This window comes from Jiella marina (assembly GCF_024359545.1).
In the GTDB taxonomy this organism is placed as follows: Bacteria; Pseudomonadota; Alphaproteobacteria; order Rhizobiales; family Rhizobiaceae; genus Jiella.
Genome location: NZ_JAKQZG010000010.1, coordinates 1 through 19,704, shown reverse-complemented (window position 1 = coordinate 19,704; position 19,704 = coordinate 1). Strand labels below are relative to the sequence as shown.

At 65.2% G+C, this 19,704-nt stretch carries 23 protein-coding genes; 11 read left to right on the top strand and 12 right to left on the bottom strand.

Features of this window, described 5'->3' with window-relative positions; genetic code table 11:
- Positions 1–142 precede the first annotated feature (142 nt).
- From MF134_RS16480 to MF134_RS16465, 4 genes are all read left to right on the top strand, one after another.
- On the top strand, positions 143–1,891 hold the full coding sequence (locus MF134_RS16480; RefSeq protein WP_255340732.1) for a sensor histidine kinase: 1,749 nt from the start codon (positions 143–145) through the stop codon (positions 1,889–1,891).
- Positions 1,888–2,340, top strand: a complete 453-nt coding sequence (locus MF134_RS16475) for an HPr kinase/phosphorylase (RefSeq protein ID WP_255340569.1) — start codon at positions 1,888–1,890, stop codon at positions 2,338–2,340. Before MF134_RS16480 ends, MF134_RS16475 begins: the two co-directional genes overlap by 4 nt.
- 185 nt (positions 2,341–2,525) lie before the next feature.
- On the top strand, positions 2,526–2,927 hold the full coding sequence (locus MF134_RS16470; protein WP_255340731.1) for a PTS sugar transporter subunit IIA: 402 nt from the start codon (positions 2,526–2,528) through the stop codon (positions 2,925–2,927).
- A 163-nt stretch (positions 2,928–3,090) separates the two neighbouring features.
- Positions 3,091–3,387: an HPr family phosphocarrier protein gene (locus tag MF134_RS16465; protein WP_255340730.1), complete on the top strand. Its 297-nt coding sequence runs from the start codon at positions 3,091–3,093 to the stop codon at positions 3,385–3,387.
- A 47-nt stretch (positions 3,388–3,434) separates the two neighbouring features.
- On the opposite strand, the gene MF134_RS16460 is transcribed toward MF134_RS16465, so the two are convergent.
- On the bottom strand, positions 3,435–3,653 hold the full coding sequence (locus MF134_RS16460) for a helix-turn-helix domain-containing protein (RefSeq protein WP_255340568.1): 219 nt from the start codon (positions 3,651–3,653) through the stop codon (positions 3,435–3,437).
- A gap of 4 nt (positions 3,654–3,657) precedes the next feature.
- Positions 3,658–4,203: a DUF2975 domain-containing protein gene (locus tag MF134_RS16455; RefSeq protein ID WP_255340567.1), complete on the bottom strand. Its 546-nt coding sequence runs from the start codon at positions 4,201–4,203 to the stop codon at positions 3,658–3,660.
- An 80-nt stretch (positions 4,204–4,283) separates the two neighbouring features.
- Between MF134_RS16455 and MF134_RS16450 the strand changes: the two genes are divergently transcribed.
- Entirely contained in the window at positions 4,284–4,835 is a 552-nt protein-coding gene (locus MF134_RS16450) for a hypothetical protein (RefSeq protein ID WP_255340566.1), read from the top strand.
- Positions 4,836–4,982: 147 nt separating this feature from the next.
- Here MF134_RS16450 and MF134_RS16445 read toward each other — a convergent pair whose 3' ends face one another.
- On the bottom strand, positions 4,983–5,354 hold the full coding sequence (locus MF134_RS16445; RefSeq protein ID WP_255340565.1) for a TIGR02300 family protein: 372 nt from the start codon (positions 5,352–5,354) through the stop codon (positions 4,983–4,985).
- Between the two features lie 380 nt (positions 5,355–5,734).
- Between MF134_RS16445 and aroA the strand changes: the two genes are divergently transcribed.
- The 4 genes from aroA to rpsA all read left to right on the top strand — a co-directional run bounded on the left by aroA (position 5,735) and on the right by rpsA (position 10,185).
- Positions 5,735–7,099 carry a 3-phosphoshikimate 1-carboxyvinyltransferase gene (aroA, locus tag MF134_RS16440; protein WP_255340564.1) on the top strand — a complete coding sequence of 455 codons (1,365 nt, stop codon included), beginning with the start codon at positions 5,735–5,737 and terminating at the stop codon, positions 7,097–7,099.
- Positions 7,100–7,128: 29 nt separating this feature from the next.
- Complete coding sequence (locus tag MF134_RS16435) at positions 7,129–7,557, top strand: hypothetical protein (RefSeq protein WP_255340563.1); 429 nt, start codon at positions 7,129–7,131, stop codon at positions 7,555–7,557.
- A complete protein-coding gene (gene cmk / locus MF134_RS16430; protein WP_255340562.1) occupies positions 7,554–8,222 on the top strand; it encodes a (d)CMP kinase in 669 nt (222 codons plus the stop codon). Before MF134_RS16435 ends, cmk begins: the two co-directional genes overlap by 4 nt.
- Before the next feature lie 259 nt (positions 8,223–8,481).
- Positions 8,482–10,185, top strand: coding sequence for a 30S ribosomal protein S1 (rpsA, locus tag MF134_RS16425; RefSeq protein ID WP_255340561.1), 1,704 nt, complete (start codon positions 8,482–8,484; stop codon positions 10,183–10,185).
- Between the two features lie 137 nt (positions 10,186–10,322).
- Here rpsA and MF134_RS16420 read toward each other — a convergent pair whose 3' ends face one another.
- Complete coding sequence (locus tag MF134_RS16420) at positions 10,323–10,841, bottom strand: glycosyltransferase family protein (protein ID WP_255340560.1); 519 nt, start codon at positions 10,839–10,841, stop codon at positions 10,323–10,325.
- 128 nt (positions 10,842–10,969) lie between these two features.
- Here MF134_RS16420 and MF134_RS16415 point away from each other — a divergent pair, with 128 nt between their 5' ends.
- Together MF134_RS16415 and MF134_RS16410 are read left to right on the top strand one after the other, a co-directional pair.
- Positions 10,970–12,127 (top strand): PA0069 family radical SAM protein, encoded by a 1,158-nt coding sequence (locus MF134_RS16415; protein WP_255340559.1) that lies wholly within the window; start codon positions 10,970–10,972, stop codon positions 12,125–12,127.
- Between the two features lie 132 nt (positions 12,128–12,259).
- Complete coding sequence (locus tag MF134_RS16410; protein ID WP_255340558.1) at positions 12,260–13,006, top strand: ribonuclease HII; 747 nt, start codon at positions 12,260–12,262, stop codon at positions 13,004–13,006.
- 77 nt (positions 13,007–13,083) lie between these two features.
- Here MF134_RS16410 and MF134_RS16405 read toward each other — a convergent pair whose 3' ends face one another.
- The 8 genes from MF134_RS16405 to MF134_RS16370 all read right to left on the bottom strand — a co-directional run bounded on the left by MF134_RS16405 (position 13,084) and on the right by MF134_RS16370 (position 19,363).
- The gene (locus MF134_RS16405) at positions 13,084–13,563 is read right to left on the bottom strand and encodes a F0F1 ATP synthase subunit B (protein ID WP_255340557.1); all 480 of its coding nucleotides are present in this window, start codon (positions 13,561–13,563) and stop codon (positions 13,084–13,086) included.
- Positions 13,564–13,575: 12 nt separating this feature from the next.
- Complete coding sequence (locus tag MF134_RS16400; RefSeq protein ID WP_255340556.1) at positions 13,576–14,184, bottom strand: F0F1 ATP synthase subunit B; 609 nt, start codon at positions 14,182–14,184, stop codon at positions 13,576–13,578.
- A gap of 76 nt (positions 14,185–14,260) precedes the next feature.
- Positions 14,261–14,488, bottom strand: a complete 228-nt coding sequence (locus tag MF134_RS16395) for a F0F1 ATP synthase subunit C (RefSeq protein ID WP_209595740.1) — start codon at positions 14,486–14,488, stop codon at positions 14,261–14,263.
- Positions 14,489–14,575: 87 nt separating this feature from the next.
- Positions 14,576–15,334 (bottom strand): F0F1 ATP synthase subunit A, encoded by a 759-nt coding sequence (locus tag MF134_RS16390; protein WP_255340555.1) that lies wholly within the window; start codon positions 15,332–15,334, stop codon positions 14,576–14,578.
- A gap of 107 nt (positions 15,335–15,441) precedes the next feature.
- On the bottom strand, positions 15,442–15,840 hold the full coding sequence (locus tag MF134_RS16385) for an AtpZ/AtpI family protein (RefSeq protein WP_255340554.1): 399 nt from the start codon (positions 15,838–15,840) through the stop codon (positions 15,442–15,444).
- Positions 15,840–16,880, bottom strand: coding sequence for a TerC/Alx family metal homeostasis membrane protein (locus MF134_RS16380; protein ID WP_255340553.1), 1,041 nt, complete (start codon positions 16,878–16,880; stop codon positions 15,840–15,842). Before MF134_RS16380 ends, MF134_RS16385 begins: the two co-directional genes overlap by 1 nt.
- Positions 16,881–17,171: 291 nt before the next feature.
- Positions 17,172–17,999, bottom strand: coding sequence for an ethanolamine ammonia-lyase subunit EutC (gene eutC / locus MF134_RS16375; RefSeq protein ID WP_255340552.1), 828 nt, complete (start codon positions 17,997–17,999; stop codon positions 17,172–17,174).
- A complete protein-coding gene (locus tag MF134_RS16370) occupies positions 17,996–19,363 on the bottom strand; it encodes an ethanolamine ammonia-lyase subunit EutB (protein WP_255340551.1) in 1,368 nt (455 codons plus the stop codon). Before MF134_RS16370 ends, eutC begins: the two co-directional genes overlap by 4 nt.
- Positions 19,364–19,704 lie beyond the last annotated feature (341 nt).

The following is a 19,704-nucleotide window of genomic DNA, read 5'->3' as shown; positions in this document are numbered from 1 at the left end:
CAATTCCCGCCGACCCGCCTCGAGTGCGGCAAAGCGAACCCGAAAGGCCCAGCGACGCGCTGAATTGATGGTCTCGATTTCTGAAACCGGCAACAAGGAAGACAAGCGCGGTCCGGCGGAGCACGAGCGCCGGCGCCAGGTCATGCTGCGTCGCCGGCTGCGGCGCCTGCCCTTCATCCGGCGGGTGCTCTACCGCATCCGCTGGCTGCTCGGCCATTCGATCTTTTCCTCGCTCACGCGCCGCATCGTCTTCCTCAACCTCGTCGCCCTGATCGTGCTCGTCTCGGGCATTCTGTATCTCAACCAGTTCCGGGCCGGCCTGATCGATGCGCGGGTCGAGAGCCTGCTGACCCAGGGCGAGATCATCGCCTCGGCGATCGCCTCCTCGGCCACCGTCGAGACCAATTCGATCACGCTCGATCCCGAGCGGCTGCTGGAGCTTCAGGCCGGCGATACGCTGGCACCCTCGACGGAGGCGACGGACAGCCTCGACTTCCCGATCAATCCCGAGCGCGTGGCGCCGCTTCTCAGGCGGCTGATCTCGCCGACGCGGACCCGCGCCCGCCTCTATGACCGGGACGCCAATCTGATTCTCGATTCCCGGCATCTTTATTCGCGCGGCCAGATCCTGCGCTATGACCTGCCGCCGGTCGCCCAAGACAGTCCGGATGTCAGCACCAAATTCCTGAACTTCTTCCGCAATCTCTTCACCGGCAGCGACCTGCCGATCTATCGCGAGACGCCTGGCGGCGCCGGCACCGCCTATCCGGAGGTGATGAGCGCGCTGACCGGCGGGCCGGCGACCGTGGTGCGCGCCACCGAGACCGGCGAGCTGATCGTGTCCGTGGCCGTGCCGATCCAGCGCTTCCGGGCTGTGCTCGGGGTGCTTCTCCTGTCGACCCAGGGCGGCGATATCGACAAGATCGTCCAGGCCGAGCGAATGGCGATCGTACGGGTCTTCGGCGTTGCGGCTCTCGTCGTCATCGTCCTGTCGACGCTGCTTGCCTCGACCATCGCAACACCCCTCAGACGGCTGTCGGCCGCGGCCATTCGCGTGCGCCGTGGCGTTCGGGATCGCGCGGCGATCCCCGATTTCGGTGACCGGACCGACGAGATCGGCAATCTCGCCCGCGCGCTCCATGACATGACCAACGCGCTTTACGCCCGGATCGACGCGATCGAATCCTTTGCCGCCGACGTCAGCCACGAGCTCAAGAACCCGCTGACTTCGCTCAGAAGCGCGGTCGAAACCTTGCCACTCGCCAAGAACGAGACCTCGCGCCAGCGCCTCCTGGAAATCATCCAGCACGACGTCCGGCGCCTCGACCGGCTGATCACCGACATTTCCGACGCCTCGCGGCTCGATGCGGAACTCGCGCGGCAGGTGGCCGCCAAGGTCGATCTCGCCGCGCTCCTTCGCTCGGTTGTCGCGGGCGCCAACGGCCATGCGCGCGGCGGCCGGACGGTGAAGATCGATTTCCAGGCCCAGAAACTGCCTGCCGGCCAGCGCGATGGCTATGTCATTACTGGCCATGATCTGCGGCTGAGCCAGGTTTTCACCAATCTGATCGAGAACGCCCGGTCCTTCGTGCCGGCCGAAAACGGCCGCATCGACGTCACCCTGCGCCGGCGCGGACAGCGGGTCATCGTCACCGTCGAAGACAATGGCCCGGGCATCCAGGCCGACATCATCGACCGCATCTTCGAGCGCTTCTACACCGACCGTCCAGCGGGCGAGGCCTTCGGCCAGAACTCGGGCCTGGGTCTTTCGATCTCCCGGCAGATCGTCGAAGCCCATGACGGCACGATCCGTGCCGAGAACATCGTCGACGAGGACGCGCCCGAGGGCGTGGCGGGTGCACGCTTCATCGTTTCGCTCCCGGCGGAATGACCGCGCCGGTCAATCTCCACGGCTGCGCCCTTGCGATCGGCGATGACGGCCTCCTCATTCGCGGGGCCGCACGCAGTGGCAAGTCGGCGCTGACGCTCGCGATTCTGCGCCGCGCCCCCGGCCTCGGACTGGATGCGGCGCTGGTCGCCGACGATCGGGTGAACGCGGAGCGACGGGGCGAGACAGTGATGCTCTCGGCGCCCGAGACCCTCAAGGGTCTCATCGAACTGTCGGGCGTCGGTATCGTGGAAGAGCCGGTACGCGATGACATCGCGTTACGCTGGATCGTCGACCTCGTCGATCCGGCAACGGTCGCGCGCTATCCCACGGAGCGGGAAGCCGAGCTCATGGGCCTGTCCTTCCCCGTTTTCCGGCTCCCCATGCACGAAGCGGCGCTCAACGCCGACATTCTCCTGACGCTCTCACTTCCCGGGCGGCGGCTGCGATAGACGGCTCAGGATTACGGCGAAGCGGTCACGACAGAGCCGCGCAAGGCGCGCGCGCGATCATTTCACTTGCGCATCGAGCACCACCTGCCAAGATGCGCGCCCATGGAGCGTGTCGGCCCTCTGCGATCGCAGGCCGGCCGATGGAGGACCCGGTCGCCCGCGACCGCGAATCGATGACGGTTGATATGATTGGACTTGTGCTCGTCACCCATGGCCGCCTGGCCGACGAGTTCCGCCATGCGGTCGAACATGTGGTCGGCCCTCAGGAGGCGTTCGAGACCATTTCGATCGGCCCGGAGGACGACATGGAGCAGCGGCGGATCGACATCGTCGAGGCCGTGGCCCGCGCCGATCGCGGCTCGGGCGTCATCATCCTGACCGACATGTTCGGCGGCACACCCTCCAACCTCGCCATTTCGGTCATGGAAAACAGCCGCGTCGACGTGCTGGCCGGCGTCAACCTGCCGATGCTGATCAAGCTCGCCAGTGTGCGGGAGGAAAAGGCGATGGCCGACGCCCTCGTCGACGCGCAGGATGCGGGCCGCAAATACATCAATGTCGCGAGCCGTGTGCTCAGCGGCAAGTAGCGAACCGGGAAGGACGAGAGACCCCGTGCGCAGCCTCGACCCGAAAGACGGCGATCTCCCAAGCGACATAGTCGCTTCGGCAAGCCAGCCCGATCACGGCGCGCACGAACCGTCGGCGCCGGCAGGGATGATCCAACCGCTGATCGGGGAGGACGGCGAAGGCATGGAAAGCGAAGAAGGCGGCGAGGCGTCGAAGCCGCGGAACTTCACCATCGTCAATCGCCGAGGCCTCCACGCCCGCGCCTCGGCCCGCTTCGTCGAAACGGTGGAACAATATGAGGCGGAGGTGACGATCTCGCGCGACGGCATGAGCGTCGGCGGCCAGTCGATCATGGGCCTGATGATGCTGGCCGCGAGCCAGGGCACCTCGATCGAAGTGTCGGCGACGGGACCGGACGCCGACGCCGTGCTCGACGCCCTGGAGGAACTGGTCGCCAGCCGTTTCGGCGAGGACTGCTGACGCAGACACGCGGCCGGGAAGGCCGGGCGGGCACTTCCGGCTCCTCGTCAATCGGCAGCGTCATCCGGTTCGAAGGTCAGGAGATCGCCGGGCTGGCACTCCAGTTCGCGGCATATCCGCTCCAGCGTCTCGAACCGTACACCGCGGACCTTTCCGGATTTCAGCAGGGAGACGTTCTGCTCGGTGATGCCGATCCGCTCGGCGAGTTCCTTCGAGCGCATCTTGCGCCTGGCGAGCATCACATCGAGATGGACGGCGATCGGCACCGGATCAGACGATCTGGCGGTTGTCTTCGTCGATCTCCGCGGCCAGCGCCATGACGTGGCCGACGATGACGAGCACCCCGCCGGTCAGGACCGCCAGAAGATCCGCACTGCCGATCGAGACGGCGACGAAGCGCTCGCCGGGCGTGTTGCCGACGCTGAGGACGAGACTGGCAACCGGCACCGAAACGAGGCGCCAGATGGCAAAGGCCAGGAACAACAGGCCGGCCTGACGCAAATGCCCGGCGGCGGACCGGCTGAGCGGCGCCCGCCTCTCGAATTCTGAAAACATGTCCCACAGGGATTTCAGCGCCAGAAGCAGGAGGCTGAGACCCGCCGCTCCCAGGACCGTGGCCCCTGCAAGGGCTCCGGCGCTCAGCGTGACGGGCCGACCGGCCGTCGCGTGCTCCATCAACACGTCGCGCAATGTCCCGGGCGAAAAGACGCCCATCAGAAAGAGCGCGAGTGCCCCCGCCACGAGAAAGGCCATCGTCGCCGCGACCAGGAGGCGCAGACGTCGGCCGAGACGCACAATCATGTCGATGGAGGTCATGAGCAATCGCCTTATCATCGTTTGACAATTATGAATTATCGTAAAACAATAATTCCGATCCGTCAATCCGAGGCTTTCCCATGTCGTTCCCATCGCGTTTCAGCCTGTCCGGCCTTCTCCTCCTCACGCTTTTCCTGAGCGGATGCATCACGAACAGGCCCGACGATATCGCTGCCCTGTCGCGCTTCGACCCGCTTTCGGCCGCTCCCGATGGTCTGGTGGTGCGAATTGAAAGTCCGTCGAACCTTCGGCTGCGGCCGGGCGACGCGGTCATGCGGCTTTCGAAGGTCGCAGCGAGACCCGAGCTCGAATTCGACGAGCGCTTCGTTCTCGCCCTCGAAGATGCCTCCGCCGCCGGCAATGCCCAGCGCCTTTTCGTGGCGCCTGCAGACCGGGAGCGGTTTCGAAGAACCCAGGCCAAGGCGCGCTCCGGTCGCGGCGAGGGCCGGGGCACGCTGTCTGTCCATGTCTCGGGCGGTTGCCGGGTCGGCCCGCTGCCCGAAGGGCCGCTGGTGGTTCGCACGCTGATGCGGATCGAACCGAACGGACGGTTCATTCCCCTCGTCGAACAGGATCTGCGCGCCGCGGCCGCCTCCGGCGCCTGGGACGGTATGCCCCTGTGCGGCTCATGATGAGGAGGTCCTCAGCGCTGGTGTTCCGGGTCCATCGCCCGTCGCTTGCGCCTATCCTCAAGCCAAGAAGCGGCGCAGAACGCAATCGGGCGGGCGACCCGAAAAGGATCGCCCGCCCGAAACATGCCGCTCCGAATTCGTCGGAACTCAGTCCTCGTCGTCGTCGCGACCGCCGCCGATGATGTCCGACATGTCGTCGTCATCTTCATCGTCTTCGAGAAACGTGTCGTCGTCGCCGGAGGAATCGTCGCTGTCGTCGTCGATATCGGGAAGGTCGTCGTTGTCCTTCTCCGATTCCTCTTCCGCGACATCCTGAAGCGAAACCGTGTTCGGCTCGGCCTCGACCTCGGCGGTCTCGGTCTCTTCCACTTCCTCTTCCTCGGGCGCGTCGCCCTCGAAATAGCTTCGGGGATAGGACTTGCCCGTATAGGGCGAAACGATCGGATCCTTGTTCAGATCGTAGAATTTGCGTCCGGTTTCGGGGTCGACCCGCTTGGTGCCGAGCTCGGGCTTCGCCATGGCTGCCTCACAATTGTCCTGTGTTTGCGCGCCGCGAAGCCTGCATGCTGCTCTTCCGCGACGACATGAACCCTTTTTGATGACAAACGCGCCAGCCGTGCCGATCGTCGGGATCGCGAGGCTCGCCGGATGCACCTTTCGCAAGGTTCGGTAAAATCGGCTGGTCCTTAAGGACTCCTCCGGCCCTTGTCAAAGCCCGATTCAACCGACAGAAAGAGCCGCTTGAACTGCGCTCGTCCCGCAACAGCACGGCGGCGCAGCGGTGCTTGAATTGCGCCCCCCGCGGTAGCGACGACGAACCGGGAATGCGCGCCGGTTGCAGGACGATGCTCGCGCAGGCCATGGGCCGCGCGGCAAACAGGACGGATGGAAGGAAGATCATGCAGGCCAACGCCAAGGCGCGCCCGCTCGCGGCGCATCGGGCCGACGCCCTCTCCGGGCGGGTGCGGGTGCCGGGCGACAAGTCGATCTCGCACCGCGCCTTCCTGTTCGGAGGCCTCGCCGCCGGAACGACGCGAATCAGCGGTCTCCTGGAAGGCGAAGACGTGCTCGCCACCGGCCGGGCGATGGCCGCGCTCGGGGCCCGGATCGCCAAGGAGGGGGACGTCTACGTGGTCGAAGGCGTCGGCAATGGCTGCCTGCTCGAACCGGAAACCCAGCTCGATTTCGGCAATGCCGGCACCGGCGCTCGGCTGACCATGGGCCTCGTCGGCGTCTATGACTTCCAGTCGACCTTCGTCGGCGACGCCTCGCTGTCGCGCCGTCCCATGGGCCGCGTGCTCGACCCGTTGCGGCAGATGGGCGTCGAGGTCATGGCCCGCTCCGGCGACCGCCTTCCGCTGTCGATCCGGGGGCCGCGCGTCGCAGCGCCCATCACCTATCGCGTTCCCATGGCCTCGGCCCAAGTGAAGTCCGCCGTGCTGCTTGCCGGCCTGAACGCGCCGGGCGTGACGACGGTGATCGAGCCGGTCATGACCCGCGATCATACCGAAAAGATGCTGACCGGCTTCGGCGCATCCCTTTCGATCGAGACCGACGCGGACGGGGCGCGCCACATCGCGCTCGAAGGTCAGGGGGCGCTCAAGGCGGTGCCGGATCTGACCGTTCCCGGCGATCCGTCTTCGGCGGCCTTTCCGCTGGTTGCCGCCCTGATCGTTCCCGGCGCGCAGATCGTCATCGAGAACGTGCTGATGAACCCGACCCGGACCGGCCTGATCGAAACGCTCCTCGAAATGGGCGCTTCGATCGAGATCGCCAACCGCCGCAACGAGGGCGGCGAGGACGTCGCCGACCTTCATGTCCGCCATTCCGATCTGAAGGGCGTCATCGTGCCGCCCGAGCGCGCGCCCTCGATGATCGACGAATATCCGGTGCTGGCGATCGCGGCCGCTTTCGCCGAAGGCACGACGGTGATGGAAGGTCTTGAGGAGCTTCGCGTGAAGGAAAGCGACCGGCTCGCGGCGGTCGCTCGCGGTCTCGCCGCCAATGGCGTGGAGCATGTCGAGGGCGAGGCGAGCCTCAGTGTCACGGGCATGCCGGGCGGCAAGGGGCTTGGCGGCGGCCGGGTTGCGACCCATCTGGACCACAGGATCGCGATGAGCTTCCTGGTGCTCGGCATGGCGAGCGAAAAGCCGGTGACGATCGACGACGCGCGCATGATCGCGACGAGTTTCCCGGCGTTCGAGACGATGATGGCCGGACTGGGCGCACGATTTTCCGAAGAGACCGACGCGCTCGCGTCGTGAGCGAACGGCGACGCATAGAGCGAGAGACCATGGCGAGCTTTTTCGTTCTGTTGTTCTTCCTGCCGCTGGCTGCGATCTACGGTCGCCGCCGAGCGTGCACGCTCGCCTGGACGAAGCCGAGCCTCGGCAGCCGTCTCGCCGCCCTGCTCCCCATGCCGGCGCTGATCGGCGTCTCGGCGACGATCGCCATCATCGCGGCCCGCGAGGACGAGACCGCGCGGCTCGCCGCCCTCTCCGGCCGCCGAACCGGCGACAGCCTGCTCGCCACCGGCAATGGCGTCCTCGACTTCGGCATCGCGGCCGCCCGATGGCTCGGCGATCTGGCGCTCGTCCTGTTCTTTCTCGCCATTCCCTTCGTGCTGGGGGCCGCCATCGCCGCCGTGCTTCTGGTGCTCGAAGCAAACGGACGCATCACTCTCGCCCCGCCCCAACCGACACAGGACGACCCGGCGTCATGACCACGAGCCCGCTGACCCTCGCTCCCGTCACAATCGCGATCGACGGTCCGGCCGCCGCTGGCAAGGGAACGCTCGCCAAGCGCGTCGCCGAACATTACGGGCTCCCCTATCTCGATACGGGCCTGCTCTATCGGGCCGTCGGCAAACAAGTGATGCTGGCGGGCGTCGACCCGGATGACGAGGAAGGGGTCGGTCAAGTGGCGAGGAAGCTGGAACCCGGCCATCTGGACGATCCGACCCTGCGGGGCCACGAGGCCGGCGAACTCGCCTCGCGCATCGCCGTTCACGGACGTGTCCGCGAAGCCCTGGTCGAGTTTCAACGCGCCTTCGCCGCCCGGCCGGAAGGGGCCGTCCTCGACGGCCGCGACATCGGCACGGTCATCTGCCCGGACGCAGACGTCAAGATCTTCGTCACGGCGTCGGCTGAAGTGCGCGCCCGCCGACGCACCGACGAACTCATTGGTCACGGCCGCGACGTGACCTATGAGCGGATCCTCTCGGAAGTGCGCTCCCGCGACGAGCGGGATTCCGGCCGAACGGTCGCCCCGCTGAGACCGGCGCCGGACGCCCACTTGCTCGATACCAGCGAATTGGATATAGAAGCGGCCTTCCAGGCAGCCTGCGCTGTGATCGATCAGCGCCTGGCGAATCTGGAGACGCGTTGAGGGGCCGTTTCCTGTTGGAGGCGTGCCCTTTTTGGCTATCATGCCCCGCTTTGCGGGCCTGATCGTCCATTCTTGAAATTCCGTCCGGTGGCGGCTCCAGCGCCACCCATCCGCCATCAGGCGGGATGGACGTCTCCGGCGAGGAAATCGCGGAGACCTTGGCCGAAACCGGGCGGCTCGAAACCTTCAAACCCGTGCGGAACGGATATTTCGCTGGCGCATGCCCTTTCCCGCAAGGAAGGGTTCCCAAGGAGAAAGAATGTCTAACCTCAATCCCTCGCGCGAAGACTTCGCGTCGCTGCTCGAAGCGTCCTTTCACGAGCAGGATGTCGCCGAAGGCACGGTGGTCAAGGGCACCGTCGTCGCGATCGAAAAGGACATGGCCGTCATCGACGCCGGCCTCAAGGTCGAAGGCCGCGTGCCGCTGAAGGAATTCGGCGCCAAGGGCAAGGACGGCGAGCTGAACGTCGGCGACACCGTCGAGATCTATGTCGAGCGCATCGAAAACGCGCTGGGCGAAGCGGTTCTTTCGCGCGACAAGGCTCGCCGCGAGGAAAGCTGGGTCCGTCTGGAAGAGAAGTTCAACGCGAACGAGAAGGTCGAAGGCCAGATCTTCAACCAGGTCAAGGGCGGCTTCACCGTCGATCTGGATGGCGCCGTTGCCTTCCTGCCGCGTTCCCAGGTCGACATCCGGCCGATCCGCGACGTCACGCCGCTGATGAACACGCCGCAGCCCTTCCAGATCCTCAAGATGGACAAGCGCCGCGGCAATATCGTCGTCTCGCGCCGCACCGTCCTCGAGGAGAGCCGCGCCGAGCAGCGTTCCGAAATCGTCCAGAACCTCGAAGAGGGTCAGGTCGTCGAGGGTATCGTCAAGAACATCACCGATTACGGCGCGTTCGTCGATCTCGGTGGCATCGACGGTCTCCTGCACGTCACCGACATGGCCTGGCGCCGCGTCAACCATCCGACCGAGATCCTGCAGATCGGTCAGACGGTGAAGGTCCAGATCATCCGGATCAACCAGGAAACCCACCGCATCTCGCTCGGCATGAAGCAGCTCGAGGCGGATCCGTGGGACGGCATCGGCGTCAAGTACCCGATGGGCGTCAAGGTTACCGGCCGCGTCACGAACATCACCGACTATGGTGCGTTCGTCGAGCTGGAGCCGGGCATCGAGGGCCTCATCCACGTCTCCGAGATGTCCTGGACGAAGAAGAACGTCCATCCGGGCAAGATCCTCTCCACCTCCCAGGAGGTCGAGGTGGTCGTTCTCGAGGTCGACCCGAACAAGCGCCGCATCTCGCTCGGCCTGAAGCAGACGCTTCAGAATCCGTGGGAAGCCTTCCAGGACAAGTTCCCGATCGGCACCGTGGTCGAGGGCGAGGTCAAGAACAAGACCGAGTTCGGCCTGTTCATCGGCCTCGAAGGCGATGTGGACGGCATGGTCCATCTCTCCGATCTCGACTGGAACCGTCCGGGCGAGCAGGTGATCGAGGAGTTCAACAAGGGCGACATCGTCAAGGCCCAGGTCCTCGACGTCGACGTCGACAAGGAGCGTATCTCGCTCGGCATGAAGCAGGTCGCGGGCGATCCGTTCGTCGAGGCTGCCGAGGCCGGCGACGTTCGCCGCGGCTCGATCGTCACCTGCGAGGTCACCGAGATCAAGGACGGCGGCATCGAGGTGAAGATCGTCGATACGGACCTCACCTCCTTCATCCGTCGTTCCGATCTCGCCCGCGACCGCGACGAGCAGCGCCCCGAGCGCTTCCAGGTCGGTCAGAAGGTCGATGCACGCGTCACCCAGTTCGACAAGAAGGCCCGCAAGGTCGGCGTGTCGATCAAGGCGCTGCAGATCGCCGAGGAGAAGGAAGCCGTCGCACAGTACGGCTCGCAGGACTCCGGCGCTTCGCTCGGCGACATTCTCGGCGCGGCTCTGAAGAACCGCGGCGACGACGAATAAGCACAGTCAAAGGACCGCGCCTGGCGCGGTCCAAGCTGACGGACAAAAAGGCCCGCGGCGTTCCGACGCCGCGGGCCTTTTCGTTTCTTCAGGCCGGGAACATCTCACGGGCTTTGCCGGCGTCTCAAGGACTTGCGCTACCCGCTCGGCGCAGGGCGGATCTCGCCATCCACTTGCGTGACGGCCACCCCTTTCGCCATCTCGGCCAGGGGGCGTCCGCCTTTTGACAGACCGATCGCCTGGGCTTTTCGAACCAGAAAACCCTCGCCGAGCGCGGAACGTCGGCCCAGCCGCGCCAGGAATTTCGGCCGGTCCGCGGCGGCCCGGCGAAATCGCGCGCAGGGCATCTTCGCACGGCCCGCCTCGACAGATTCGGCGTGTTCGACGACGGCGCCTATCCACCCGGGCTGGAGCCGCGCCCCGGGTTCCAGAAAGAGCAGCCAATCGCCCTTCGCGCCCGCGATCCGGGCGGGAACCTCATCAACCGGGATCACCGCGCAGCCGGCGTGATCGGCGACCTTGCGGCTGCCCGCCTCCATGCCGCGATCGATCAGCACCACTTCCCGCACCACGCCCTCGACGGCGCCTGGCACCAGGCTCGCCAGCGTCACCGCCAGCGCCTGATCGGCTGCTCCGCAATCCATGAAAACGCTCATCATTCCCTTCGCTTACCGAAGCTCAGGTCGGTTGGCCAGCGGCAGATCCATTTTGTTCTTGTCTTGTTCTCCTTCTCGCGATAGGACTTTGTTCATCAAACGCACCCTCAAGGGCAGGAGCCTGGACGATGCGGCAGATCACGGAAGCCGACCGCGCGGCGTTTGCCGCGCCCAACGGTATCGAAATCGCCAACCATTTGATCGAGGACTCCGGTCTTCGCATCACCGACGACAGGCGGCGCGGACGCGGCGCGGGCGTCAATCCGAGCGGACGTTACGAGCCCTTCTCGCGCACGAGCTTCGACGATGGCTGGGAAACGCTCGAGACGCTTCCCGCCTTCAAGACCGAAGTTCAGGTGGAAAAGCCGAAGTCGATCATCACGCGCAACAACTCGCCGGACATTTCCTTCGACCGCTCGGTGAACCCGTATCGCGGCTGCGAGCATGGCTGCGTCTACTGCTTCGCCCGGCCGACCCATGCCTATATGGGCATGTCGCCCGGACTCGACTTCGAATCGAAGCTCTTCGCCAAGCCCAACGCCGCCGAGCTCCTCGAGCGCGAACTGTCGAAGCCCGGCTACGAGCCAAAGTCGATCGCCATCGGGACAAATACCGATCCCTATCAGCCGGCGGAAAAACGCTTCCAGATCATGCGGGAGATCCTGGAGGTTCTGGAGGCGGCCAATCACCCGGTGGGCATCGTCACGAAATCCGCCCTCGTCCTGCGCGATATCGACATCCTTCAGCGCATGGCAGACAAGGGGCTCGCCAAGGTTGCGCTCTCCGTGACCACTCTCGACCGCACCCTTGCTCGCGCCATGGAGCCGCGCGCGGCGACGCCCACGCGGCGGCTGGAAGCCGTCAAGGAGCTTAGCGAGGCGGGCATTCCGACCATGGTAATGACGGCGCCGATCATTCCGGGGCTGAACGACAGCGAGATCGAGCGGCTGCTCGAAGCCGCCGTGACGGCCGGTGCCCGAGAGGCGGGCTATGTCCTCCTGCGCCTGCCCCTTGAAGTCGCGCCGCTCTTCAAGGACTGGCTCCTGCGCCACTACCCCAATCGCTATCGCCACGTCCTGTCGCTGCTGCGATCCATGCGCGAGGGCAAGGACTACGATGCCGAATGGGGCAAGCGGATGCGCGGCAGCGGGCCCTACGCCTTCCAGATCCGCCGCCGCTTCGAGATGACCGCGAGGCGCCTGGGGCTCAACACGGAGCGCCGTCAGCTGCGCACCGACCTCTTCACCCCGCCCAAGGGTGCGGGTGTCCAGCTTGCCCTGTTGTAACGGCCGCATCGTCACAACAGAGCTGCGCCGGCGCGATGACCCCCGCGCTGGCGCGAGCGTCCGGCCTCGCCCGGCCCTCGTGGGCAGACCGGACTTGCATGGGATCGGGGGATGCGCGAGTCTCGCCGCAACATGACCGCGCATCCTCCCGATTCTCTCTTCTCCGATTCAGCCGCTTCGGCGAAGGCTCCACGTCGAACCGTGGGCAAAGCCGGCAAGTCTGCGGTCAAGAAACCTCGCGCAGCCAAGAAGCCGGCGCGGCCCTCTGGGCCGTCCTTCGAGCGTGAGCGCCATCTGATCTCTCTCGGACTGACCCGCATCGCAGGCGTCGACGAGGCTGGCCGGGGACCGCTTGCCGGACCAGTAACCGCCGCGGTCGTCATTCTCGACCCCGAGAACATCCCAGACGGTCTGAATGACTCCAAGGCGCTCTCTTCGGATGATCGGGAGCGGCTGTTCGTGGATATCCTCGCCTGGGCGCATGTGGCCAGCGCGTCGGCGAGCGCCACCGAGATCGACCGGTTCAACATCCGCGGCGCGACGCTCATCGCCATGCGCCGCGCCGTCTCGGCGCTGAACCACTGCCCGGATCATATTCTCGTCGACGGACGCGACGTGCCACCCGGCTGCCCCTGTCTCGGTTCGGCGGTTGTCGGCGGCGACGCCTCTTCTGTTTCCATCGCAGCCGCCTCGATCGTCGCCAAGGTCATGCGGGACCGTCTCATGCGACGGGCGTGCCGTGCCTTTCCAGGCTACGGATTCTCACAGCACATGGGATACGGAACGGCGGCCCATCTCGCCGCCCTGGACCAGTTCGGGCCCGCGGCGATCCATCGGATGACCTTCGCGCCCCTCAAAGCGCGCCTGCGGCTTCTGTGACCCCGACAAACGAAAGCGGCGCCGATCATCCGATCGGCGCCGCTTTCTTGTCTCGTCCGTCTGTCCGCCGATGAAGCTCAGTTGAGTCTTTTCTTCACTTCGGAAATCGACTGATCGATGAACTGGCCGCTGGAGCCGCCGGAATTGCGATCGGCGATGATCTGGGCAGAGGCAGCCACCGCGAGGTTCACGGCCGTCGCCCGGACCTCTGCCACGGCATCGCTTTCGGCCTGAGCAATCTTCTGCTCGGCCATGGCCGTACGCCGCTCGACATATTCCTCGTTGCGGCGACGGGCTTCCTTCAGCATCAAGTCGGCTTCGCGTCTGGCGGCGGCGACGATGTCCTTCGCCTCCTGCTCAGCCTCGCGGCGCCGGCGCTGATATTCGGCCAGCTGCTGCTTGGCCTCTTCCTTCAGCTCACGCGCCTCCTCGATCTCCTTGCGGATGCGAGCGGCGCGGTCGTCGAGGCTCTTGCCAACGCGCACGTGCGCCTTGACGTAGAACACGACCACAAAGAACAGGATGAGGCCAACCGTGGCCCAGAATGTATTGTCCATGAGTGGCCTCCCTTAACCGCGAGCCCGGCCGACGGCGCCTGAAATTTCGTCCTGGCTCGCCTCGATCTGGGCGACCTCGCGGAGGATCGCGTCGGTGACATCGCGGGCGATCTGATCGACCTCGCCCATCGCCGAACTCTTCACTTCCGCGATGCGGGCCTGGGCGTCGTCGAGCTTCGAATCGAGATCGGCGTCGAGACGCTTGCGCTCCTTCTCGGCGTCCGCCCGCGCCGATTCACGCGCCTCGTTGCCAATGGAGTGGGCGCGGTTGCGGGCCTCGGTGAGTTCCTGCTCATAGGCCGCGTGGGCCTCGTCCGCGTCGGATTTCATCCGCTCGGCCGCCTCGAGATCAAGCGCGATGCGATCGCGGCGATTCTCGAGAATACCGCCGATCCGCGGCATGAGCACGTTCTTCAGGAGCCAGTAGAAGACGCCGAAGGTAATCGCCAGCCACAGAAGCTGAGACGGGTAGTACTCGGAATTGAAAGGCGGGAAGCCCGATTCGTGCTCGCCTTCCACATGGATCGTCTCGCCATGGGCGGCCGCCGCGTCGCTCGCGGGGGGCAGGTCCACGGTCTCCGAATGCCCTTCTTCCTGGGCAAAGGCAGGCGTTACGAACATTCCAGCTCTCCGGCATGAGAGACCGGCGGCGCTTTCGCCCGCCGGTCGAGACTTTCGGTCCTTGCGTCAGCGCCGATCAGACGGCGAAGAGCAGGAGCAGCGCGACGAGCAGCGAGAAGATGCCCAGCGCTTCCGTCACCGCGAAGCCGAAGATCAGGCGGCCGAACTGGCCGTCGGCGGCGGAAGGATTGCGCAGTGCGCCGGCCAGATACTGACCGAAGATGGTTCCGAGACCGATACCGGCGCCGCCCATGCCGAGGCAGGCAAGACCGGCACCAATGAACTTAGCTGCATCCGCTTCCATGTCGAAACTCCTTTGAATGCGTCCGTTGCGGCTGATGAAGGCGCCGTTGCGCCATGCGGAGGGTGTTCGGCCAGAGACGGCGAGGCGTCAGTGGCCGGGATGAAGGGCGTCGTTGAGATACATGCAGGTCAGGACGGCGAAGACATAGGCCTGAAGCGCCGCGACCAGGAATTCGAGCGCCGTCAGCGCGATCACCATCAGGAGCGGCAGGATCGACCCGATCACCCCGACGAAGCCGAATGCGCTCAGCGAGACGATGAAGCCCGCGAAAACCTTCAGCGTGATGTGGCCGGCCAGCATGTTGGCGAAGAGACGAACCGAGAGCGAAACCGGCCGCGAGAGGAAGGACACCACCTCGATCAGGACGACCAGCGGCATCAGGATACCCGGAACGCCGGACGGCACGAAGAGGTGGAAGAAGTGCAGCCCGTGCTTCATCAGGCCGTAGACCACGACAACGGTCATCACCAGCATCGCCAGGGCGAAGGTCACAATGAGATGGCTGGTGACCGTGAAGAAGAACGGGATCATGCCGAACAGGTTCGCGACCAGCACGAACAGGAAGATCGCGAAGACGAAGGGGAAGAACCGCATGCCCGCCGTGCCGGCCGCGTCGCGCAGCATGTTGGCGGTGAATTCGTAGGTCAGCTCCGTCACCGACTGGGCGCGGGAAGGAACCAGCCCGCGGCCGCGCGTCGTGTAATAGAGAAACGCAGCGGTGACCGCGACCGTCAAGACCATGAACAGGGCGGAGTTCGTGAAGGAGAAATCCCACGACCCGATCTTGATGGGTACGATACTGCTGATTTGAAACTGGTGAATCGGATCGGTCGGATCGTATTCCAAGCGGCCTGGTCCCTCATCAGAATTGTGTGCCCCGAAAGAGCCGCATTGCCCATAGCGTCCCCGAACGCGCTTCGCAACACCCTGTGAAGCAGTTTCAGCCCGTTGGCTCAGCTTCCGGCATCATCCTTTGGGCGAATTTGCCCGCTCGTGGTGGTGGGCGAGACCGATCGCAGGATGTTGCGGATACCGGCGGCGAAGCCGATCATCAGGAAGAAGATCAGGCCGAAGGGCGTCGTGCCCGCGAGTTTGTCGACGAAATAGCCGATCGCCGCGCCGACGATGATTCCGGCGGCGAATTCGCTGGCAAGCTTCAGCCCTTCGGCGATTCCCTGGCCGGTGCCACCGGTCTTGCGCTCCCGCTGCTCTTCGGCGGCATTGCGTTCGCGGTGGATGGCCAAGCGCCGCTGCAGTTCCTCGCGGCGCTTGTCCCAGAGGACCGGATCCTCGGGCGCAGCGGGAACACTCGAAACGGCCTCGTCGCCCGTTCCGTCTCTTTCCTGTGGCATCACCGCTCCCTCCTCTGGAATGGCGACGAGAAGGGCCGGCTCTTCAACAGACTGGCAATCGTCGTCACGACCAGGATCGCGACGATGACAATCAGCGAGAAGGTTGTCGAGATATGCGGCAGGCCTTCGATCGGCTGCCCGTCATTGAGGAAGGGCAGAGTATTCTGCTCGAGGGCGTGCAGGACGAGCTTGACGCCAATAAAGCCGAGAATCAGCGCGAGCCCCAGTCCCAGATAGACCAGCCGGTCCAGGAGACCGCCAAGCAGGAAGTAGAGCTGCAACAGCCCGAGAAGCGCGAAAGCGTTGGCGGTGAAGACGATATAGGGCGCGTCGGTGAGGCCGTAGATCGCCGGGATCGAATCGAAGGCGAACAAGATGTCCGTCAGGCCCAGCGCCAGAATCACGACGAACATCGGCGTGAACAGCCGGCGGCCGTCATGCTTGACCGTCAGCGCATTGCCCTCGAAATCGTCGGTCACGGGAAAATGGTTCTGGAACCACTTCACCACGGGGTTGGGCTCATATTCCTCCTCGGTGGTGCTCGGCCCGGCAAAGCTCTCGACGGCGAGCTTGTAGGCGGTCCACAGAAGGAAGATGCCGAAGATATAGAAGACCCAGGAGAACTGCTCGATCGCGGCGGCGCCGAGCGCGATGAAGATGCCGCGCATGATCAGGGCGAGCACGATGCCGATCAGCAGGGCCTTCTGCTGGAACTGCACCGGCACCTGGAAGCTCTTCATGATGATCACGAAGACGAAGAGATTGTCCACCGACAGGCTCTTTTCGGTGATGAAACCGGCAAAGAACTCCACCCCGTGGGTGTGATCCCAGAAATAGAAGACGCCGCCGCCGAACGCGCAGGCGAGCACGATATAGAAGACCGACCAAAACCCGGCTTCCTTGAAGCTGGGCGCGTGGGGCTTTCGCACATGGGTGAAGAAATCGAAGACGAAGAGCGCTGCAAAACCGGCGATGGTGGCGAACCATACGACGTTCGGAACCGCCCCGGCACTCAATCCGCCCGTCGTGAGATTTTCCAAGTCTGAACTCCTGTCGGCAGGGTCAGCGCGAACCCGCCGGGCCTCGAAACTAAGCCGCGATCGATCGCCGGCGGTGCCACAATCCATCGCGGCGACAAACGACGAGTGCGCGGCGGGTGACCGCCTCAAAATGTGCAAGCGCCGGGTTGGGTTTCCCTCAGCCCGGCACGCCGCCCTTAGATGTGTTGGGTTTTCAAAGGTTCAAACCGGCAAGCGAGAGAATTTCCCGATCGCAGTCGGGAACTCGCGACCTCCACCCCTGTCATCGCTCTGCCATGCGCCCCCTCGGCATCAGCCGGACGCGCCATCCTGCCCGATCGCCGGTCCGGACGTTTCGTCCGAAACCAGCCGATCGTCCGAATCATCCTTGAGCTTCGTGCCCGACAGGCCGAGTTCGGCCGCGCGGGCGACGAGGCCTGCGAGCTTTTCTCCCGCGACCTCGGGCTTCAGCCCGCCGGGCCGGATGTTGGAGACGCAGTTGCGGTCCGCATCGGAGCGACCGGGCCTGGGTGCGAAGGTGAGATAGGCCCCGAGACTGTTTGCCGCAGACAATCCCGGCCGTTCGCCGACGAGCATCAGGGCGATCTTCGCCCCCAGCGCCTCTCCGATCGGATCGGACAGGGCGACGCGCGCGCCGCTGGCGATCACCACCGCTGCGATCCGCCAGTCTTCGGGCATCGCGTCGAGGAGATTTTGCGCGACCGCGGCGGCATGGGAATTGACGGCCGTCGCCGAAAGCCCGTCGGCGACGATGACGACCAGATCGAACGGCCCGCCCTCGATCGCCGAGAGCCGCTCGCGCGAGGCATCGGACAGGCGTCGGCCGAGATCGGGCCGGCGCAGATAGGTGGCGCGGTCTCCGGCCTGGCTTTCGACCCTGACGGTCTCATGGCCGGCGGTCTCAAGCGAATTCGCGATGGCGTCGGCCTCGAAATCCGAATGAACCGCATCGCGCGCCCGGGCATGGGCCTCGGCAAAGTCGAGATGGGCCGCCGTCGGAAGCCCGGCGCCGCTCCGTCCAAGGCCGATCCGCGCTTCGGTGAAGGCGCGCAGGCGCTTCAGCGGGTGCTCGGCCTGTCGGACGGACGGAGCCGAATCGTCTCCGGAACGATCGGTCACTCGGCCGCCTCCAGAAGCTTCGAGCGTTCGATCAGCCGGCCGTCGCCGCCGCCGGTCTCCGGCAGGAGGAAGCCCTCGTCGTCGAACACGCCGGCGTCCTGCAGCCAGGATTCGAATTCGGGCGCAGGCCTGAGGCCGAGCACCCGGCGCACATAGGCCGCGTCGTGATAGGAGGTCGACTGGTAGTTCAGCATGATGTCGTCGGAACCCGGCACGCCCATGACGAAATTGACACCCGCGACGCCTAGCAGCGTCAGAAGGTTGTCCATGTCGTCCTGATCGGCCTCGGCATGGTTGGTGTAACAGACGTCGACACCCATGGGCACGCCGAGCAGCTTGCCGCAGAAATGATCCTCCAGGCCGGCGCGGATGACCTCCTTGCCGTCATAGAGATATTCCGGGCCGATGAAGCCGACGACCGTGTTGACCAAGAGCGGGTCGAAGGCGCGGGCGACGGCATAGGCGCGCGCCTCCATGGTCTGCTGATCGATCCCGTGATGGGCATCGGCCGAGAGCGCTGCCCCCTGCCCCGTCTCGAAATACATGAGGTTCTGGCCGACCGTGCCGCGCTTCAGCGACTGCGCGGCGTCATGGGCTTCCTTCAGCATGGCAAGTGAGATGCCGAAGGAGGCGTTGGCCTTCTCCGAGCCAGCGATCGACTGGAAAACGAGATCGACCGGGGCCTGGCGCTCGATCGCATCGATCGCCGTGGTCACATGGGCGAGCACACAGGATTGCACCGGGCAGTCGAGGCGCAGCCGCAACTCCTCGATCAGTTCCAGAAGCCGCCGCATGGCCGACGGGCTGTCGGTCGCCGGGTTGATGCCGATCACGGCGTCGCCGCAACCGAACTGCAGGCCATCGACGATCGAGGCCGCCACACCCTTGGCGTCATCGGTCGGATGGTTCGGCTGGATGCGCACCGAGAGACGGCCGGGCAGGCCGACGGTCGTGCGAAAGCTCGCGACGACCGGCCGCTTCTTCGCGATGGCGATCAGATCCTGGTTGCGGCAGATCTTCGAGACGGCGGCGACCATTTCCGGCGTCAGCGCCCATTTAAGCGCCGCGATCGCCTCAGAGGTGGCCTCGTCGGACAACAGCCAGTTGCGGAACGCGCCGACCGAGAAGCCCGCAATCGGGCGAAACGCCTCAGCATCGTGCTGATCGAGGATGAGGCGCTGGACCTCGTCCGCCTCCGGATCGATCAGCGATTCCGCGAGAATATCAGCAAGACCGGTGTCGGCGAGCCGCCGCTGCGCCTTGACCCGCGCTTCCTGGCTCTCGGCCGCGACACCCGCGAGGAAATCGCCGGAACGGGCAGGCGAGGCGTGAGCGAGCAGGGATTTGATCGACTGCTTGGGCATGGCGGGGCAACCTCGATCCTGTCAGCCATGCCGCATGAGACGGCATTTTGCAGCGATGGTCAAACGGGGTGCAACAGATGGGGCCGATGCTTATCGCGAACGTGCCGGGAGGTTTGTCACAGAGGCTTCCCGACGCGTTGTGAGCCCCATTGTCGATCGAAGGGATCGCATCCTCATCCCCGCGCTTCGGCTTCTTGCAACCGCCATCCCCTCCACTTCGTCATCCTCGTGCGTCAGCACGGGGATCCATGCCTCATCGCTTTCGCTGCAGATTCGGTGCAAGAAGAGTGGTGCACTCTGCCCATCCGACTGCCAGCCTCACCGAGGAGGCATGGATCCCC

Bases quoted from the DNA above. Each gene is read 5' to 3' on its own strand.
- MF134_RS16455 (WP_255340567.1), bottom strand. From the start codon at position 4,203: ATGACCTCCATCGACATGATTGTGCGTCTCGGCCGACGTCTGCGCCTC.
- MF134_RS16465 (WP_255340730.1), top strand. From the start codon at position 3,091: ATGGAAAGCGAAGAAGGCGGCGAGGCGTCGAAGCCGCGGAACTTCACC.
- MF134_RS16480 (WP_255340732.1), top strand. From the start codon at position 143: ATGCTGCGTCGCCGGCTGCGGCGCCTGCCCTTCATCCGGCGGGTGCTC.
- MF134_RS16405 (WP_255340557.1), bottom strand. From the start codon at position 13,563: ATGGACAATACATTCTGGGCCACGGTTGGCCTCATCCTGTTCTTTGTG.
- MF134_RS16410 (WP_255340558.1), top strand. From the start codon at position 12,260: ATGACCGCGCATCCTCCCGATTCTCTCTTCTCCGATTCAGCCGCTTCG.
- MF134_RS16395 (WP_209595740.1), bottom strand. From the start codon at position 14,488: ATGGAAGCGGATGCAGCTAAGTTCATTGGTGCCGGTCTTGCCTGCCTC.
- rpsA (WP_255340561.1), top strand. From the start codon at position 8,482: ATGTCTAACCTCAATCCCTCGCGCGAAGACTTCGCGTCGCTGCTCGAA.
- MF134_RS16400 (WP_255340556.1), bottom strand. From the start codon at position 14,184: ATGTTCGTAACGCCTGCCTTTGCCCAGGAAGAAGGGCATTCGGAGACC.
- MF134_RS16470 (WP_255340731.1), top strand. From the start codon at position 2,526: ATGATTGGACTTGTGCTCGTCACCCATGGCCGCCTGGCCGACGAGTTC.
- aroA (WP_255340564.1), top strand. From the start codon at position 5,735: ATGCAGGCCAACGCCAAGGCGCGCCCGCTCGCGGCGCATCGGGCCGAC.
- MF134_RS16435 (WP_255340563.1), top strand. From the start codon at position 7,129: ATGGCGAGCTTTTTCGTTCTGTTGTTCTTCCTGCCGCTGGCTGCGATC.
- MF134_RS16385 (WP_255340554.1), bottom strand. From the start codon at position 15,840: ATGCCACAGGAAAGAGACGGAACGGGCGACGAGGCCGTTTCGAGTGTT.
- MF134_RS16415 (WP_255340559.1), top strand. From the start codon at position 10,970: ATGCGGCAGATCACGGAAGCCGACCGCGCGGCGTTTGCCGCGCCCAAC.
- MF134_RS16475 (WP_255340569.1), top strand. From the start codon at position 1,888: ATGACCGCGCCGGTCAATCTCCACGGCTGCGCCCTTGCGATCGGCGAT.
- MF134_RS16445 (WP_255340565.1), bottom strand. From the start codon at position 5,354: ATGGCGAAGCCCGAGCTCGGCACCAAGCGGGTCGACCCCGAAACCGGA.
- MF134_RS16450 (WP_255340566.1), top strand. From the start codon at position 4,284: ATGTCGTTCCCATCGCGTTTCAGCCTGTCCGGCCTTCTCCTCCTCACG.
- MF134_RS16420 (WP_255340560.1), bottom strand. From the start codon at position 10,841: ATGAGCGTTTTCATGGATTGCGGAGCAGCCGATCAGGCGCTGGCGGTG.
- cmk (WP_255340562.1), top strand. From the start codon at position 7,554: ATGACCACGAGCCCGCTGACCCTCGCTCCCGTCACAATCGCGATCGAC.
- MF134_RS16370 (WP_255340551.1), bottom strand. From the start codon at position 19,363: ATGCCCAAGCAGTCGATCAAATCCCTGCTCGCTCACGCCTCGCCTGCC.